The sequence below is a fragment of the Microbacterium sp. NPDC080220 genome (assembly GCF_040686395.1).
GTDB classification, from domain to species: domain Bacteria; phylum Actinomycetota; class Actinomycetes; order Actinomycetales; family Microbacteriaceae; genus Microbacterium; species Microbacterium gawkjiense.
In genome coordinates, this window is sequence record NZ_JBFBOP010000006.1 from 162340 (window position 1) to 179376 (window position 17037).

General features: G+C 69.8%; 14 protein-coding genes. 4 read left to right on the forward strand and 10 right to left on the reverse strand.

Features of this window, described 5'->3' with window-relative positions; all coding sequences use genetic code 11:
* The first annotated feature begins 139 nt into the window (after window positions 1-139).
* Window positions 140-1975: an AMP-dependent synthetase/ligase gene (locus tag AB0P29_RS11065; RefSeq protein ID WP_363379784.1), complete on the forward strand. Its 1836-nt coding sequence runs from the start codon at window positions 140-142 to the stop codon at window positions 1973-1975.
* Between the two features lie 60 nt (window positions 1976-2035).
* Here the strand turns inward: AB0P29_RS11065 and AB0P29_RS11070 are convergent, their stop codons facing one another.
* From AB0P29_RS11070 to AB0P29_RS11080, 3 genes are read right to left on the reverse strand one after another with little or no spacing between them, the layout of a single operon-like run.
* Entirely contained in the window at window positions 2036-2524 is a 489-nt protein-coding gene (locus tag AB0P29_RS11070; protein WP_363379785.1) for a peptide deformylase, read from the reverse strand.
* The gene (locus AB0P29_RS11075; protein ID WP_363379836.1) at window positions 2524-3939 is read right to left on the reverse strand and encodes a MinD/ParA family protein; all 1416 of its coding nucleotides are present in this window, start codon (window positions 3937-3939) and stop codon (window positions 2524-2526) included. Before AB0P29_RS11075 ends, AB0P29_RS11070 begins: the two co-directional genes overlap by 1 nt.
* A gap of 53 nt (window positions 3940-3992) precedes the next feature.
* Entirely contained in the window at window positions 3993-7400 is a 3408-nt protein-coding gene (locus AB0P29_RS11080; RefSeq protein WP_363379787.1) for a pyruvate carboxylase, read from the reverse strand.
* A 96-nt stretch (window positions 7401-7496) separates the two neighbouring features.
* Here AB0P29_RS11080 and AB0P29_RS11085 point away from each other — a divergent pair, with 96 nt between their 5' ends.
* Complete coding sequence (locus tag AB0P29_RS11085) at window positions 7497-8309, forward strand: ParA family protein (RefSeq protein WP_064002359.1); 813 nt, start codon at window positions 7497-7499, stop codon at window positions 8307-8309.
* Window positions 8310-8367: 58 nt separating this feature from the next.
* On the opposite strand, the gene AB0P29_RS11090 is transcribed toward AB0P29_RS11085, so the two are convergent.
* From AB0P29_RS11090 to AB0P29_RS11100, 3 genes are all read right to left on the reverse strand, one after another.
* The gene (locus AB0P29_RS11090) at window positions 8368-8913 is read right to left on the reverse strand and encodes a MerR family transcriptional regulator (protein WP_064002360.1); all 546 of its coding nucleotides are present in this window, start codon (window positions 8911-8913) and stop codon (window positions 8368-8370) included.
* A gap of 97 nt (window positions 8914-9010) precedes the next feature.
* Complete coding sequence (locus AB0P29_RS11095; protein ID WP_064002361.1) at window positions 9011-9643, reverse strand: MerR family transcriptional regulator; 633 nt, start codon at window positions 9641-9643, stop codon at window positions 9011-9013.
* Window positions 9644-9687: 44 nt separating this feature from the next.
* The gene (locus AB0P29_RS11100) at window positions 9688-10176 is read right to left on the reverse strand and encodes an FHA domain-containing protein (RefSeq protein WP_253034336.1); all 489 of its coding nucleotides are present in this window, start codon (window positions 10174-10176) and stop codon (window positions 9688-9690) included.
* Between the two features lie 139 nt (window positions 10177-10315).
* On the opposite strand from AB0P29_RS11100, the gene AB0P29_RS11105 reads away from it, so the two are divergent.
* Entirely contained in the window at window positions 10316-10888 is a 573-nt protein-coding gene (locus tag AB0P29_RS11105; protein WP_363379789.1) for a copper resistance CopC family protein, read from the forward strand.
* Window positions 10889-10917: 29 nt separating this feature from the next.
* Window positions 10918-12318 (forward strand): dihydrolipoyl dehydrogenase, encoded by a 1401-nt coding sequence (gene lpdA, locus AB0P29_RS11110; RefSeq protein WP_253034337.1) that lies wholly within the window; start codon window positions 10918-10920, stop codon window positions 12316-12318.
* A 111-nt stretch (window positions 12319-12429) separates the two neighbouring features.
* Here lpdA and AB0P29_RS11115 read toward each other — a convergent pair whose 3' ends face one another.
* The 4 genes from AB0P29_RS11115 to AB0P29_RS11130 all read right to left on the reverse strand — a co-directional run bounded on the left by AB0P29_RS11115 (window position 12430) and on the right by AB0P29_RS11130 (window position 16961).
* Window positions 12430-13059: a CYTH domain-containing protein gene (locus AB0P29_RS11115; protein WP_253034338.1), complete on the reverse strand. Its 630-nt coding sequence runs from the start codon at window positions 13057-13059 to the stop codon at window positions 12430-12432.
* Window positions 13049-13291, reverse strand: a complete 243-nt coding sequence (locus AB0P29_RS11120; protein WP_253034339.1) for a response regulator — start codon at window positions 13289-13291, stop codon at window positions 13049-13051. Before AB0P29_RS11120 ends, AB0P29_RS11115 begins: the two co-directional genes overlap by 11 nt.
* A gap of 88 nt (window positions 13292-13379) precedes the next feature.
* Window positions 13380-15863 carry a glycogen/starch/alpha-glucan phosphorylase gene (locus AB0P29_RS11125; protein ID WP_363379791.1) on the reverse strand — a complete coding sequence of 828 codons (2484 nt, stop codon included), beginning with the start codon at window positions 15861-15863 and terminating at the stop codon, window positions 13380-13382.
* Window positions 15864-15944: 81 nt separating this feature from the next.
* Window positions 15945-16961 carry a YihY/virulence factor BrkB family protein gene (locus tag AB0P29_RS11130; protein ID WP_363379793.1) on the reverse strand — a complete coding sequence of 339 codons (1017 nt, stop codon included), beginning with the start codon at window positions 16959-16961 and terminating at the stop codon, window positions 15945-15947.
* Between the last annotated feature and the right edge of the window lie 76 nt (window positions 16962-17037).

The following is a 17037-nucleotide window of genomic DNA, read 5'->3' on the forward strand; positions in this document are numbered from 1 at the left end:
CCCCTCCGCGCGTGCGGGCGCACGGCATCCGTGAGTCTAACGGGGTGCGACGGGCCGCCGCGGCCGTGGGATCGAGGCTCACGATGGCCTAGACTCGGTCGCACCTGACGCCACCCGGTACCGAAGGAGTTGCCGCCCCATGAGCGCCGTACAATTCGACGTCCCCGCCGTCGTGCCCGCCGACCCGACCTCGAACACCTCGGACATCCTCGTCCAACGGGTGAGGGCGACGCCGTCGCTGGCCCTGTTCGCCGTCCCGGACGGGGACGGATGGCGAGACGTCACCGCAGCGGAGTTCCACCGCGAGGTGATCGCGCTCGCGAAGGGATTCGCGGCCAGCGGCATCCAGCCCGGCGACAAGGTCGCCTTCCTTGCACGGACGACCTACGACTGGACCCTCGTCGACTTCGCGCTCTTCTTCGCAGGAGCCGTCATGGTGCCGGTCTACGAGACCAGCTCCGCGTCGCAGATCAACTGGATCCTCGCCGACTCGGGCGCCGTCGCGATGGTGGTCGAGAACGCGACCCACGCCGAGCGTGTCGCCGAGATCCGCTCGGAGGTCCCGCTCGTGCGCGAGGTGTGGACGATGGGCACCGGGGACCTCGACAGCCTGCGCGCACGGGGCACCGAGATCACCGACGACGAGATCGAGCGCCGCCGTTCGCTGGCCAACGCCGACGACATCGCGACCCTCATCTACACGTCGGGGTCGACCGGCCGGCCCAAGGGCTGCGTCCTCACCCACAAGAACTTCGTCGAGCTCTCCCGCAACTCCGCCAAGGCGCTCCACGAGGTCGTCGAGCAGCCCGGGGCCGCGACCCTCCTCTTCCTCCCCCTCGCGCACGTGTTCGCACGGTTCATCTCGATCCTCAACATCCACGCCGGGGTGAAGACGGGCCACGAGCCCGACACGACGAAGCTGCTCGCCGGACTCGGCTCGTTCAAGCCGACGTACCTGCTCGCGGTGCCACGCGTGTTCGAGAAGGTCTACAACTCGGCCGAGCAGAAGGCGGAGGCCGGCGGCAAGGGCAAGATCTTCCGGGCCGCGGCCGCCGTCGCCGTCGAGCACTCCCGCCGCCTGCAGGACGGCGAGAAGATCCCGCTCGGGATGAAGATCAAGTTCGCGCTCTTCGACCGCCTCGTCTACAGCAAGCTGCGCACCGCGATGGGCGGGCGTGTGACGCACGCCGTCTCGGGATCGGCGCCGCTCGGGCCGCGCCTCGGTCACTTCTTCCACAGCCTCGGCGTGCAGATCCTCGAAGGCTACGGGCTCACCGAGACCACCGCGCCGGCGACCGTGAACCTCGCCACGAAGTCCAAGATCGGCACGGTGGGCCCCGCGCTCCCCGGCGTCGGCGTCCGGCTGGGCGAGGACGGCGAGATCGAGGTCCGCGGCATCAACGTCTTCAAGGAGTACTGGCGCAACCCCGAGGCGACCGCGGAGGCCTTCCACGACGGCTGGTTCCGCACGGGCGACATCGGGACCTTCGACTCCGAGGGCTACCTCACCATCACGGGGCGCAAGAAGGAGATCATCGTGACGGCCGGCGGTAAGAACGTCGCCCCCGCCGTCCTCGAGGACCCCATCCGCGCGAACCCCATCGTCGGGCAGGTGGTCGTCGTGGGCGACCAGAAGCCGTTCATCGGCGCCCTCGTCACGCTCGACCGCGAGATGCTGCCGACCTGGATGTCCAACAACGGACTCGCCGCCGACATGCCCATGTCGCAGGTGATCGCGCATCCGAAGGTGCTCGCCGAGGTGCAGTCCGCGGTAGACCGGGCCAACAAGGCGGTCTCGCGCGCGGAGTCGATCCGCAAGTTCGTGATCCTCGACACCGAGTGGACCGAGGCATCCGGTCACCTGACGCCGAAGATGAGCATCAAGCGGAACGTGATCCTCTCGGACTTCGCCGGCGACATCGAGGAGCTGTACCAGGCGAACGTGTCCACCACGAACATCTCCCTCGGGAACTGACCCGCACCCCCTCACATGTCGAAGGGCCCCGGCGATCCGGGGCCCTTCGACATGCACTGGTCAGAACCAGTCGGACTCGCGCACTTCTCGCATCGCGTGGCGCCGGACGTCCTTCGGCAGGCGGTCGAGGTACAGCATCCCGTCGAGGTGGTCGCATTCGTGCTGCAGCGCCTGTGCGAGCAGCCCCTCCCCCTCGATGACGAGCTCGTCACCGTGCAGGTCGATGCCGGTTACGCGCGCCCAGGGGTGACGGAGGGCGTCGTGCCAGAGACCGGGGACCGAGAGGCATCCCTCCCCCGTCGGCACCGGATCGCCCGCGACCTCGAGGGTGGGGTTCAGGATGTACCCGATGACACCGTCGACGTTGTAGCTGAACGCGCGGACGCCGACACCGATCTGCGGCGCCGCGACGCCGGCACGACCCGGCTCGGCCACGGAGTCGACCAAGTCCGACACCAGACTGACGATGCCCTCGTCGATGTCGTCGATGGGTGCGCAGACCGACCGCAGGACGGGGTCGCCGAACAGGCGGATGGGACGGACCGCCATCAGCGCACCGTTCCCGCCGCGCGCAGCCCCTCGACGACGACGGCCGCCAGCTCGCGGGCGGCGAGGCGCGTCGCGCCGGCCAGCTCGCGGAACGAGATCGGACCGCCGGTCGCGATGTGCGCGTCGTACGGAATGGTCACGACCGCGCGCACGCGGCTGCGGAAGTGGGATTCGAGCTCGCTCGGCTTGATGAGGCTCGCCCCCGGCCGGGAGGTGTTGAGCACGACCACCGCGTTGCGGGCGAGCTCGCCGTACCCGTTCGTCTCGAGCCACGACAGCGTCTCGGAGGCCAGCTTGGCCTCGTCGACGCTGCGTCCGGCGACGATGAGGATCTGGTCGGCGAGCTCGAGGGTCGCGTCCATGACGGAGTGCACGATGCCGGTGCCGCTGTCGGTGAGGACGATCGAGTAGTAGTGGGCGGCGATGGCGGCGACGTCGTGGTAATCGCGGTCGCTGAACGCCTCGGACAGGTGCGGGTCGGCATCGGAGGCCAGGATGTCGAGGCGCGTCTCGTCCCGCGCGACGATCCCGGAGAGGTCGTTGAACCCGTTCACGTCGGCGCGCGCACGGACGAGGTCGCGCACGGTCTTGCCGCTCGTGCGCTCGATCCGCTCGGCGAGGGTGCCGCGGTCGGGGTTCGCGTCGACGGCGATGATGCGGTCCTCGCGCGCGTCGGCGAGGGCCATCCCGAGCAGGGTGGTCACACTCGTCTTCCCGACGCCGCCCTTGCGCGAGAGCACGGGTACGAACTTCGCTCCGCCGGTGAGCGGCGCGGCGATGCGGCGGTCGAGCTCCTTGCGTGCGCGGACCTTCGGGCTCTCCGCGAGGAGGACCCGACGGAAGCTCGCGGCGTAGACGAGACGCTGCCAGGCGCCTTCGGGCTCGGGCGCGGCGACGCGGGACCGGTCGATGAGCCGATCGGCGGTGAGCAGGTCCGGGCTCTCGCGGTCGGCCGAGAGCTGGTCGAGACGGCGGGACTGCAGGGGTTCCTCGTCGACGCGGACCCCGCGCACACGCTCGAGGGCGTGCTTGTCGGCTCCCGCGGAATGGTGGATCGCACGCCGAGTCACCCCCGTCGCCGGCGGGACCGTCGCCGGGACGACCTCCGCGTCGACGATGTCGTCCTGGGTGTCGGCTGTCGGGGCAGGAGACTCGTCCTCGGGCCGCGATGCGGAGACGACGGATGCCTCGTCGTGGCCGTCGTCCGAGGTCCGCTCGGCCTCGTCATTCCCGACCGGGGCGATGTCGTCGTCGTCGACGTAGTCGTCGTCATCGTCCGCGAGCGCCGGGAGCGTCAGGTCGATCTGGGCCGTCGTCCCGTCGACGATGCCGATGCCGGTCGTCTCGAGGTTGTCGGTGCGCTCCAGCACACCGTTGTCGACGCCCTCGGACATCTCGTTGTCGCGCTCACGCATCACGGGGGTCACTCCTGGTGGATCTGGGGCCTCGCAAAGCCCGACGCACCAGGTTAGTCCGCGGGACGGACGACGAGCAAAAGGTCACCCGCCTCCACCTGCGCGGTGGGGGCGATGACGATGCGCTCGACGACGCCGTCGATGGGGGCGGTGATGGCCGCCTCCATCTTCATCGCCTCGATGGATGCCACGGGCTCCCCCGCGCGCACCTTCGCGCCCTCGTCGGCCTTCACGGTGACGACACCCGAGAACGGTGCGGCGACCTGACCCGGCTTCGACGTGTCGGCCTTCTCGGCCTGGCGGGCCTCGACGGCGACCGAGCGATCGCGGACGGTGACCGGGCGCAGCTGACCGTTCAGGGTCGCCATGACCGTCCGCATCCCCTTGTCATCGACCTCGCCGATCGCCTCAAGACCGACGTAGAGCTGCACGCCCCGCTCGATCTCGACCACATGCTCCTGGCCCGGCTTCATCCCGTACAGGTAATCGATGGTGTCGAGGACGCTGAGGTCGCCGAACGTGTCACGGACCTCATGGAACGCCTTCGTCGGAGCGGGGAAGAGCAGCCGGTTGAGCTTCTCGCGTCGCGTCGCCGAGTCCGCGTCGAGAGCCGCGGCATCCTCTGCGGAGATGTCGGTCACGCCCACCTTCACGGAGCGTCCCGCGAGCACCTTCGACCGGAAGGGCTCCGGCCAGCCGCCGGGCAGGTCGCCGAGCTCGCCGGCCATGAAGCCGACGACCGAGTCCGGCACGTCGTACTTCTCCGGGTTCGCTTCGAAGTCAGCCGGGTCGGCCTTCACGGCCGCGAGGTGCAGGGCGAGGTCGCCCACGACCTTCGACGAGGGCGTGACCTTCGGGACCCGGCCGAGGATCCGGTTGGCCGCGGCGTACATGTCCTCGATGAGCTCGAAGTCCTCCGACAGCCCGAGGGCGATCGCCTGCTGACGCAGGTTCGAGAGCTGGCCGCCGGGGATCTCGTGGTGGTAGACGCGCCCGGTGGGGCCGGGCAGACCCGACTCGAACGGTGCGTAGAGGTTGCGGACCGCCTCCCAGTACGGCTCGAGGTCCGAGACCGCCTGCAGGTCGAGTCCGGTGTCGCGCTCCGTGTCCGCCAGCGCGGCGACCAGCGCCGACAGCGAGGGCTGGCTCGTCGTGCCCGACATCGGCGCGGCGGCCGCGTCGACGGCATCCGCTCCGGCCGCACTGGCCGCGAGGAGTGTCGCCAGCTGACCGCCGGCCGTGTCGTGGGTGTGCACGTGGACCGGCAGGTCGAAGCGCTCCCGCAGGGCCGACACGAGCCGCGCCGCGGCAGCCGGACGCAGCAGCCCCGCCATGTCCTTGATCGCGAGGATGTGGGCGCCGGCGTCCACGACCTGCTCCGCGAGGCGCAGGTAGTAGTCGAGCGTGTACAGGTCCTCGGCGGGGTCGAGCAGGTTGCCGGTGTAGCAGATCGCCGCCTCGGCGACGGCGGTGTCGGTGGCGAGGACCGCCTCGATCGCGGGCCGCATCTGGCTGACGTCGTTGAGCGCGTCGAAGATGCGGAAGATGTCGACACCGGATGCCGCGGCCTCCGCGACGAACGCATCCGTGACCTTCGTCGGGTACGGCGTGTAGCCGACCGTGTTGCGACCGCGCAGGAGCATCTGGATCGCGACGTTCGGCAGGGCGGAGCGGAGGGCGTCGAGACGCTCCCACGGGTCCTCGCCGAGGAAGCGGAGGGCGACGTCGTAGGTCGCACCTCCCCACGCCTCGACCGACAGCAGCTGCGGAGTGAGCCGGGCGACGTGCGGGGCGACGCGGACGAGGTCCTTCGTGCGCACGCGGGTCGCGAGCAGGGACTGGTGCGCGTCGCGGAAAGTCGTCTCCGTGACGGCGAGTCCGTCCTGCGCGCGGAGCGCCTCGGCGAAGCCCTTCGGGCCGAGCTCGAGCAGACGCTGCCGCGACCCGGGGGCAGGGGCTGCATTCAGGTCGACGACCGGCAGCTTCGCGGCGGGGTCCGTGTGGACGGGGCTGTCACCGTTCGGACGGTTGACCGTCACGTCCGCGAGCCAGGACACGATCTTGGAGCCACGGTCCTTCGACTCACGACCCTGCACGAGCTCGGGCCGCTCGTCGATGAACGCCGTGCTCAGGTCGCCGGCGGCGAAGGCCGGGTCGTCGAGCACCCGCTGCAGGAACGGGATGTTCGTCGACACACCGCGGATGCGGAACTCCGCCAGCGCGCGACGGGAGCGGACGACCGCGGCCTCGAAGTCGCGCCCCCGGCACGTCAGCTTGGCCAGCATGGAGTCGAAGTGCGGGCTGATCTGCGAGCCGGCCGCGGTCGTCCCGCCGTCCAGACGGATGCCGGCACCGCCCGGCGAGCGGTAGGTCGTGATCTTGCCGGTGTCGGGGCGGAAGCCGTGCGCGGGATCCTCCGTCGTGATGCGGCACTGCAGGGCGGCGCCGCGCAGGTGGATCTGCTCCTGGCGCAGGCCCAGGTCCTCGAGGGTCGCGCCCGCGGCGATGCGCATCTGCGACTGCACGAGGTCGACGTCGGTGACCTCTTCGGTGACGGTGTGCTCGACCTGGATGCGGGGGTTCATCTCGATGAAGACGACCTCGCCCGCGCGGGGACCGGCGGTCTCGAGGAGGAACTCGACGGTTCCCGCGTTCACGTACGAGATGGACTTCGCGAACGCGACGGCGTACGCGTAGAGGTCGCGGCGGATCTCGTCCGAGAGGCCCGGCGCGGGTGCGATCTCGACCACCTTCTGGTGGCGACGCTGCACCGAGCAGTCGCGCTCGAACAGGTGGACCGTGTTCCCCGCCGCATCTGCGAGGATCTGCACCTCGACGTGACGCGGCCGCTGCACGGCCTGCTCGAGGAAGACACGCGGATCCCCGAATGCGCTGCCCGCCTCGCGCATCGCCTCCGACAGCGCGGGCGGGAGGGCGTCGGGGTGCTCGACCCGCCGCATCCCGCGACCGCCGCCGCCGGCGACGGCCTTCACGAAGATCGGGAAGCCGATATCGGATGCCTGCGCGACCAGCGCGTCGATGTCGTCCGACGCCTCCGTCGAACGCAGCACCGGCACACCCGCGGCGATCGCGTGCTGCTTGGCGGTGACCTTGTTGCCGGCCATCTCGAGCACCGTCGAGGACGGACCGATGAAGGCGATCCCATGGTCGGCGGCCTTCGCGGACAGCTCGGGATTCTCCGACAGGAATCCGTAGCCCGGGTAGATCGCATCGGCGCCGCTCTCGAGCGCGACGCGGATGATCTCGTCGACGTCGAGGTACGCGCGGACGGGGTGGCCCACCTCGCCGATCTGGTACGCCTCGTCGGCTTTCAGCCGGTGCAGCGAGTAGCGGTCTTCATACGGGAAGACGGCGACCGTCCGCGCCCCGAGCTCATACGCGGCGCGGAATGCGCGGATGGCGATCTCTCCGCGATTGGCGACCAGAATCTTGCGAAACATGCTCTTCACCTCACTGGGTGCGGGGCCACTCCGTCGGGGCCGCCGAGGTACGGGCTGAGTACCCTCACAGCCTAGGGGACGGTAACGTGGTCGCTTGTGCACGTACTCTCCGTCAGCTCCCTCAAAGGTGGCGTCGGCAAGACGACCGTGACCCTGGGCCTCGCCTCCGCGGCGTTCGCGCGCGGGGTGCGGACCCTTGTCGTCGACCTGGACCCGCAGTCCGACGTGTCGACGGGCATGGACATCCAGGTGGCGGGTCGGCTCAACGTCGCCGACGTCCTCGCCAACCCCAAGGAGAAGGTGGTCCGTCAGGCCATCACCTCGAGCGGCTGGGCGAAGGTGCACCCCGGCACGATCGACGTCATGATCGGCAGCCCCTCCGCGATCAACTTCGACGGTCCGCACCCGAGCGTCCGCGACGTGTGGAAGCTCGAGGAGGCCCTCGCGACCATCGAGGCCGACTACGACCTGGTGCTCATCGACTGCGCGCCATCGCTGAACGCCCTCACGCGCACCGCGTGGGCGGCATCCGACCGCGTCGTCGTCGTGACCGAGCCGGGTCTCTTCTCCGTCGCGGCAGCGGACCGTGCGCTCCGCGCAATCGAGGAGATCCGCCGCGGCCTGTCCCCCCGCCTGCAGCCCCTCGGCATCGTCGTCAACCGCGTCCGTCCGCAGTCCATCGAGCACCAGTTCCGCATCAAGGAACTGCGCGACATGTTCGGGCCGCTCGTGCTGACCCCCCAGCTCCCCGAGCGCACCTCCCTGCAGCAGGCGCAGGGTGCGGCGAAGCCGCTGCACATCTGGCCCGGCGACTCCGCGCAGGAACTCGCCGCCGACTTCGATTCGCTGCTCGACCGGATCGTCCGCACGGGTCGCATCCCCGTCTCGGGCGCCGCCTCCCCCGCCTGACCGTCCGGCACCCGGGCGCGCGAGAGCATCCTCCGCGCGTGCGGGAATGCGGCGTGCGTCAGGCGGAGCGCGCGGCCCGACGAGCAGCCAGCTCGTCGACCTGTTCCGGCTGCTGGGCCTCGAAGTCGACCAGGGTGGTCTCGACCTCGCGGAGGACCTTGCCGACGGCGATGCCGAAGACGCCCTGCCCGCGGCTGACGAGGTCGATGACCTCGTCGTTGGAGGTGCAGAGGTACACCGACGCACCGTCGCTCATGAGAGTCGTCCCCGCAAGATCGCGGATACCCGCCGCGCGCAGCTGATCGACGGCGATGCGGATCTGCTGGAGCGAGATCCCCGTGTCGAGGAGCCGCTTCACGAGCTTCAGAACGAGGATGTCGCGGAACCCGTAGAGCCGCTGCGACCCCGAACCGCTCGCGCCGCGGACCGTGGGCTCGACGAGCTCGGTACGGGCCCAGTAGTCGAGCTGCCGGTAGGTGATGCCGGCAGCCCGTGCCGCCTGGGCTCCGCGGTAACCGACTTCGTCGTCCATCTCGGGGAGGCCGTCGGTGAACAGGAGTTCGGTCGAGAACTTCTGCTCGCCCAGCGCATCGTGCGCGGTCATCGGGGCCTCCTGCGGGTGATCGGTGATTCCACGCTAGAGGACCGAGGTGCCTCCGGCAACGACATCCGACTCGCCGCGTCCGGCGTGTCGCGGACGGTCACGGGGTCAGACGATCGAGCGCTGCGGCGACGAACACCTGTCGGATCTCTTCGAGTCGACGGGCCAGTTCGGGCGCGATCTCGTTGGCCTTCGCTCGGGAACCGGCATCCGCGCGGCGCAGCAGCGGGGCGATGGCGCTCTCGATGAGCGACACCTCGCGCTCGGCGCTCTGCCGGATGGTGCGGATGTGGCGGGGCTGGATCCCGTGCGCGTCGAGCGCGACGAGGGAACGGAGCACGCCGAGCGCACGCTCGTCGAACGAGTCGGAGGGCGCGATGAGACCGGCGGACACCGCTTCGTTCAGCAGCGTCGCCGAGGCGCCGGCGGTGCTGAGGAGCTCGTCACGACGGTAGCGACGCGAGGTCTGGACGATGGATGCCGGCGGGACGGGCGCCACGTCGTCGCCGTGTTCCTCGAGGTACTCGCGGATCCGCGCCAACGGGATGCCGAAATCACGCTGCATGCTGAGGGCCGTGCGCAGCCGCTCCACGTCGGCGGCGGAGAACTTGCGGTACCCGGACTCGGTGCGGACGGGCGTGACGATCCCCTGCACCTCGAGGAAGCGGAGCTTGCTCGCGGTGAGGGCGGGGAACTCCGGGCTCAAACGGGCGAGGACCTGGCCGATGCTCAAGGACCCCGAGGACGCAGCTCGTCCCCGGGTGGCGGCGGCCGGGCTCACGCGCCGATCGCCCGCTCTGCCGGAGCGACGAAGAAGTTGAGGCGGAACTTGCCGACGCGCACCTCGGCCCCGTCGGTGAGGGTCGCGCGGTCGACACGCTCGCCGTTGACGTAGGTGCCGTTGAGCGAGCGCTGGTCGATCAACTCGAACGTGGCGCCCGTGCGGGTGATTTCCGCGTGACGCCGGGAGACGGTCACATCGTCGAAGAAGATGTCGGCCTCGGGGTGGCGGCCCACGGTCGTCACGTCGGTGTCGAGCAGGTACCGCGCGCCCGCCGTCGGCCCAGACCGGACGATGAGGAGCGCGGCACGCGCCGGGAGGGCGTTGATCGCCTCGACCTCGGCGGCCGTCAACTCGGTGCCGAAGGGCACGAAGGAGAGGTCCGAGTCGTGCCCGAACGTCTGCGTCGAATCCACAAGACGCGGGTGCGCCGACGTCTCGGCACCCCGATGGATGTCGCCGCCCGGTCGCTGATTCTCGTCCACGATGTCCTCCTTCTCCCACAGTAACCGATCGCTCCCGCTCACGGTGGCCGGGTCCACGCCGAGGCGACATGGTAGCGGGCCCGTGGCGCAGACGACAGGGCCGGGGAGCGGCGGCATGCGTTCGATTAGCGTCGCCACCATGTCGACGTCCACGAACCCCCGCATGCGCCGTCGCGGTGGCGCGATCGCCGCAGCGGTCGCCGCCGCGCTGCTGCTCGCTCCCGCCTCCCCCGCCGCGGCCCACGACGAGTTGCTCAGCTCCGATCCGGCCGCCGACGCCGTCCTCGGAACCACCCCGGAGGAGATCTCGCTGACGTTCAGTGCGACGCCCTCGACGGAGTCGGGTGCGACGGTCGTGGCGGTCTACGACGAATCGTGCCGTTCGCTGGCCGCCGGGGATCCCGAGGTCGCGGACAACGTCGTCACCCAGGCGGTCGACGGACCGGTCGAGGGGGCGGTCCTCGTCCAGTGGCGGATCGTCTCGAGCGACGGGCATCCTCTCTCGGATCAGTTCACGTTCTCGGTGGGTGAGGACGGGAAGGTCGCGGCGGTCGAGGAGTGCGGCGAATCGGCCGGCGAGCAGGCGGAAGGGTCGTCGGAAGGGTTCAACGCGGTCCCCTACGCGGTGGGCGGAGGCATCATCTTCCTCGCCGTCGGCGTCGTGATCGCGGTCGCGATCGTCCGCGGTCGACGGGGCGAGACGAAGGAGTGAGGCCACCGGCAGCGGACTAGGCTGGACGCATGCCTCACTACGACGTCGTCATCCTCGGTGCCGGCCCCGGCGGCTATGTCGCGGCCGTCCGCTCCGCACAGCTCGGACTGTCCACCGCCATCATCGAAGAGAAGTACTGGGGCGGTGTCTGCCTCAACGTCGGGTGCATCCCCTCCAAGGCGCTCCTGAAGAACGCGGACCTCGCGCACACCTTCACCCACAAGGCCGACCTCTTCGGCATCAGCGGTGACGTGAACTTCGACTTCGGCACCGCATGGGACCGCAGCCGCAAGGTCGCCGAGACCCACGTCAAGGGCATCCACTTCCTCATGAAGAAGAACAAGGTGACCGAGTACCAGGGTCGCGGCTCGTTCATCGACGCGAAGTCCATCGAGGTCACGAAGGAGGACGGCTCGAAGGAGACCGTCACGGCCGACAACGTGATCATCTCGACCGGCTCGACCGTGCGTCTGCTGCCGGGTGTCACCCTCAGCGAGAACGTCGTCACCTACGAGGAGCAGATCCTCACGCGCGACCTGCCGAACTCGATCGTCATCGTCGGTGCCGGCGCGATTGGCATGGAGTTCGCCTTCGTGATGAGCAACTACGGCGTCAAGGTCACCATCATCGAGTTCCTCGACCGCGCTCTCCCCAACGAGGACGTCGAGGTCTCGAAGGAGATCCAGCGGCAGTACAAGAAGTACGGCATCGAGATCCTCACCTCGACCAAGGTCGAGTCCGTCGTCGACTCGGGCGACAAGGTCACCGTGTCGTACTCCGCGAACTCCGACGGCGCGAAGGGGCAGATCGAGGCGGACAAGGTCCTCATGTCGATCGGGTTCGCCCCGCGCGTCGAGGGCTTCGGACTCGAGAACACCGGTGTCAAGCTCACCGACCGCGGTGCCATCGAGATCGACGACTACATGCGCACGAACGTCGACGGCGTCTACGCCATCGGCGACGTGACCGCCAAGCTGCAGCTCGCGCACGTCGCCGAGGCGCAGGGCGTCGTCGCCGCCGAGACGATCGGCAAGGCGGAGACGCAGACGCTCGGGGACTACCGCAACATGCCGCGTGCGACGTTCTGCTCGCCGCAGGTGGCCTCATTCGGCCTCACGGAGCAGCAGGCGCGCGACGCCGGCTACGACGTCAAGGTCGCGAAGTTCCCCTTCTCGGCCAACGGCAAGGCCAACGGCCTGGGCGAGCCGGTCGGGTTCGTGAAGCTGATCGCGGATGCCGAGCACCTCGAACTGCTCGGCGGCCACCTCATCGGCCCCGACGTGTCGGAGCTCCTGCCCGAGCTGACGCTCGCGCAGAAGTGGGACCTCACCGCCCTCGAGGCCGCGCGGAACGTGCACACGCACCCGACGCTGTCGGAGGGCCTGCAGGAGGCCTTCCACGGCCTCGCCGGCCACATGATCAACCTCTGATCAGGCAGGGAAGACCTATCGGAACGAATGGGTCTTCAGTAACCTGACGATCACGACTGACGCCGCCCCGAACGAAGCCGGGGGCGGCGTCAGCGCGTTGTGGCCTGGGGGTCAGAGACCGAGGGCGCGCTCGAGCTTGGAGCCCGACCCCGACACCTCTCCCCCGACGGCGCGGACGAGCTCGTCCGCCGCGGCGAAGAGCGCATCGCGGGCCGCGGCATCCGTCGGCGCGGCCGGACCGAGCTCGAGCTCCCACTCGCGCCAGGACGTCTCGACACCCCGGCGGACGTCGGTGGCCGTGACCCTGTCGTCGACGAACTCCGCGAGGAGATTCCCCTCCGCATCGAGGAGCGCATACGCGGTGCGGGCGTTGCGGATGCGCGCGAGCGGCGCGAACGGGGGCGATGCGACAGGGGCGAGGACATCCTCGATCGCCGCGGGCACCACGATGGCATCGGAGCCCGCGGCATCCAGCGGCCAGCGCGACTCCGCCTTGCCTTCCGGCGTCACGCGCTTGATGTGCCAGCCCTCGTCGGGTCCGCCGCTGCGGCGCCGGAGCGCGACGCGCGCCCGTCCCAGCGCGCCGTCGGCCGTGTCGAGGTAGTGCGCGTCGAGCTCTCGCGGTTCGGGTGCGCCGACACCGGCGACGCCGGGAAGCCGAGCCCAATCGGGCAGCGGCGTCCCGGCGTCGACGTCGTACGTGCGCTCGATCTCGAGCGAGTGCTCCGGCTCAGTCGTCAAGGGTCGAACGGTCGTCGCGCTCGTCGGCGGACGGATCGATGTCGTCCTGCGCGGCGACGAAGCGGAAGTCGGCGGACGTGGGTCCGTCTCCCTCCCCGGTGTTCTCGTCGGCACCCGCGCGCTCGTAGGTGATCTGCGTTTCGCTGTAGGGCAGGATCAGCCGATCCGTGTCCTCCTCGAGCGGGATGACCTGGCCGTCGAGCGGGCCGCCGTGAAGTCGTGCGATTGCCATGATGTACCTCCGACACCGACTCTAACCCGGCGCCCCGACGGCTCCGCCGCGACTTGTCAGCCGGTCACCGCGGTGCTATCCGCGGCCGTCAGACGAGGGGCGGCGTGTGCCAGATGCGGTCGATGTAGTCGCGCATCGACCGGTCGGAGGAGAAGAACCCGCAGCGCGCCACGTTGAGGATCGCGGCGCGGGTCCAGGCATCCTGATCGGCGTAGAGCGCATCGACGCGCTTCTGCGCCGCGATGTAGTCCGTGTAGTCCGCGAGCGCCATGAACGGGTCGTGGTGGATCAGGTTCGACACCACCGGCTCGAACACCGATCCGTCTCCGCCCGAGAACGCGCCCGAGGAGACGAGGTCCAGCGCCCGCGAGAGGTTCTCGTCGGCGCGCACGAAGTCGATGGGGTGGTACCCGCGCGTCTGCAGGTCGGCGACCTCGGGCTCGGACATCCCGAACAGGAAGAAGTTCTCGTCGCCCACGAGCTCGCGGATCTCGACGTTCGCGCCGTCGTCGGTGCCGATGGTCAGCGCACCGTTGAGGGCGAACTTCATGTTGCCCGTGCCGGAGGCCTCCTTGCCGGCGAGCGAGATCTGCTCGGAGAGGTCCGCCGCCGGGACGACCCGCTCGGCGAGGGTGACGTTGTAGTTGGGCGGGAACAGGACCGCGAGGCGCCCCTCGACCCGCGGGTCGGAGTTGACGACGCTGCCGACGGCGTTGATGAGGTGGATGATGCGCTTGGCCATCGCGTAGCCGGGAGCGGCCTTGGCGCCGAACACGAAGGTGCGGGGGGTGACCTGGTCGGGTGTGACGCGGCCCGAGGCGATGGCGTCGTACTCCGTGATGATGTGGAGGAGCTTGAGCGTCTGGCGCTTGTACTCGTGCAGGCGCTTCACCATGACGTCGAGCAGATGGTCGTCGGCCACGGCGAACCCGTCGCGGTCGGCGAGGGTGCGGGCGAGCGCGCGCTTGTTGGACGCCTTCACCGCGCGGAACGCGGCGTGGAAGGCGGTGTCGTCGGCGTAGTCCTCGAGCTCGCGCAGCCGGTCGAGGTCGGTGAGCCAGCCCGGTCCGATCGTGTCGGTGATGAGGCGCGACAGTCCGGGGTTGGCGAGACGGATGAACCGGCGCGGCGTGACCCCGTTCGTGACGTTCGTGAACTTGCCGGGGAAGAACTCGTCGAAGTCCGGCAGCACCTTCTCGCGCAGCAGCTGCGAGTGCAGCTCGGCGACACCGTTGACCTTGGAGCCGGCGACAGTGGCGAGGTAGGCCATCCGCACCGCACCGTCGGGCGAGATGATCGACATCCGCCGGATCCGTTCCTCGTCGTCGCCGAAGCGCTCGCGGACCTCGTCGAGGAACTCGTCGTTGATCCGGTAGATGATCTCGAGGTGGCGCGGCAGGAGCCTGCCGAGCAGGTCTGCGGGCCACACCTCGAGCGCCTCGGGCAGCAGGGTGTGGCAGGTGTAGGCGAAGCACTGCCGGGTGATCTGCCAGGCGGCATCCCATTCGAGCTTCTTCTCGTCAACGAGGACGCGCATCAACTCGGGGACACCGATGACGGGGTGGGTGTCGTTGAGCTGGAAGATGACCCGGTCCGGCAGCTTCGCGAGATCGAAGTCGCTCGGCAGGATGAGGTTCACGAAATCGCTGATGGATGCCGCGACGAAGAAGTACTGCTGCTGCAGGCGCAGCTCCTTGCCCTGCGGGGTGGAGTCCTCGGGGTAGAGCACCTTCGAGATGTTCTCGGCGTAGGTCTGCGCGCGCACGGCCTCCTGGTAGTCGCCGGCGTTGAAGACGCGCAGGTCGAAACCCTGGGTGGCCTGTGCGCTCCACAGGCGCAGCGTGTTGACGCGGCCGTTGTGGTAGCCCGGGACCATGTAGTTGTACGGCACGGCGAGGACGTTCCACGACGGCACCCAACGCGTGCGCGTGACGCCCTCGTCGTCGTACTGCTCGGTGTGGCCGCCGAACGAGATGGTCTGCGCCGCTTCGGGGTGGGGGAACTCCCACGGCGAGCCGAGCGCGAGCCACGAGTCGGCCTGCTCAACCTGCTGTCCGTCGACGAAGGTCTGACGGAAGATGCCGTACTCGTACCGGATGCCGTAACCGATGCTCGGCACGCCGAGCGTCGCGAGCGAGTCGATGAAGCAGGCCGCGAGGCGGCCGAGGCCGCCGTTGCCGAGACCCGGCTCGACCTCGAGCGCGCGGACGTCCTCCAGGTCGAGGCCGCAGGCGACGAGGGCCTCGGCCGCGATGTCGGTGAGTCCCGTCGCCAGGAGGTTGTTGTCGAGCTGCCGACCGAGCAGGTATTCCGCCGAGAGGTAGGCGACGCCCTTGGCCTGGGTCGACCGCTGCCGACGCACGTCCTCGAGCCACCGCGCCATGAGGTAGTCGCGCACGGTGGCGGCGAGCGCGAAGTAGCGATCGTTGGCCGTCGAGGTCGACAGGGCCACGCCGCGGCCGTTGTTGAGATTGCGCAGGTACTGCGTCACGAACCCGTCGACGGTGGGCTCGGGCGACTGCACGGGCGCGAGGGCGATCGGGTGGGTCGGCTGAAGTCGCGGGTTCTTCACGGTACGACGGTACACACCCGGACGGTGCGCATCGAGTGGATGCGCCAGAGTTCACACACCGGTGACGAAGGAGCGGGGGTGTCAGTCCTTCGCCCGTTCGGCCGCGAGGGCGTCCCGGGCCGCCTGCAGCTCGTCAGCGGCCGCCTTCACCTGGTCCTCGGCGGTCTGCACGCGGCGCTCGATCAGCGTCGTGGCGCCGTGCACGCGGCGGACGCGGTCCCCGCTCTCGAGCGTGGCCGCCACGATGTACGCCGAGGCGATGAGGATGACCTGGCACGACAGGTTGATCCACAGCAGCAGCGCGATGAGCGAGGCGAAGGTGGCGAGCAGCGGGTTGGAGCCGGCGCCCCCGACGAACAGGCTCGACAGTTGCTGCAGCACGGTCAGGCCGAAGCCGCCCAGCAGAGCCCCGGTCCACAGCGCCCGCGCCGGGGCGCGGACGCCCGAGAGCGTGCGGAACAGGAGCGCGACGACCGCCGTGTCGAGGACGAAGGTGACGAGGATGCCGACCGCGGCACTCAGGCCGACCGTCACCGGGCTGTCGGCGGAGACCCCGACGACGTCGGCAACCAGACCGACGCCCGCCGTCCCGAGGACGGTCGCGACCGCCGCGGCGGCGAGCCCGACCCCGATGACGACGGCCAGGACGAGGTTGCGACCGAGGACGATGATGAACAGGGTGTCGTCGTGGACCTTGTCGGCGATCACCCGCAGCGAGGTGCGCAGCGACCCGATCGCACCGATCGCCGCGAGGACGAGACCCACGAGGGAGAACACGCCGGTGAGCGAGAACGCGATCGGTTGACCGAGGTCCTTCGTGTCGATGACGCCGCCCTCGCCCACGAGACCGGGGATCACGCCGTCGACCGCGTCGATGAGACTCTGCCAGGCCTGCGGGTTGCCCGACAGCCAGAGCGCGGCGACGGAGAAGCCGAGCAGAACGCCGGCGAACACGCTGAAGAGCGTGCGATAGGTCACGCTGTCGGCCAGGAGGGGGCCGCGCCGCTCGCTGTAGCGGAGGTAGGCCCGCACGAGCCGCCATGACAGCGCGCGGGCGATCAGGCGCGGGACGAGCGGGGTCTTCGTGCGATGGGCCATGTCCTCACGGTAGCGAGGCGGGCGAGCCGACCCCGCTCCCCTTGCGTCGTCGAGGCGGATCTGGCACGCACCGCCC

Coding starts and splice junctions, on each gene's coding strand:
- AB0P29_RS11065 (WP_363379784.1), top strand. CDS start 140: ATGAGCGCCGTACAATTCGACGTCCCCGCCGTCGTGCCCGCCGACCCG.
- AB0P29_RS11070 (WP_363379785.1), bottom strand. CDS start 2,524: ATGGCGGTCCGTCCCATCCGCCTGTTCGGCGACCCCGTCCTGCGGTCG.
- AB0P29_RS11075 (WP_363379836.1), bottom strand. CDS start 3,939: ATGCGTGAGCGCGACAACGAGATGTCCGAGGGCGTCGACAACGGTGTG.
- AB0P29_RS11080 (WP_363379787.1), bottom strand. CDS start 7,400: ATGTTTCGCAAGATTCTGGTCGCCAATCGCGGAGAGATCGCCATCCGC.
- AB0P29_RS11090 (WP_064002360.1), bottom strand. CDS start 8,913: ATGACCGCGCACGATGCGCTGGGCGAGCAGAAGTTCTCGACCGAACTC.
- AB0P29_RS11105 (WP_363379789.1), top strand. CDS start 10,316: ATGTCGACGTCCACGAACCCCCGCATGCGCCGTCGCGGTGGCGCGATC.
- lpdA (WP_253034337.1), top strand. CDS start 10,918: ATGCCTCACTACGACGTCGTCATCCTCGGTGCCGGCCCCGGCGGCTAT.
- AB0P29_RS11120 (WP_253034339.1), bottom strand. CDS start 13,291: ATGGCAATCGCACGACTTCACGGCGGCCCGCTCGACGGCCAGGTCATC.
- AB0P29_RS11130 (WP_363379793.1), bottom strand. CDS start 16,961: ATGGCCCATCGCACGAAGACCCCGCTCGTCCCGCGCCTGATCGCCCGC.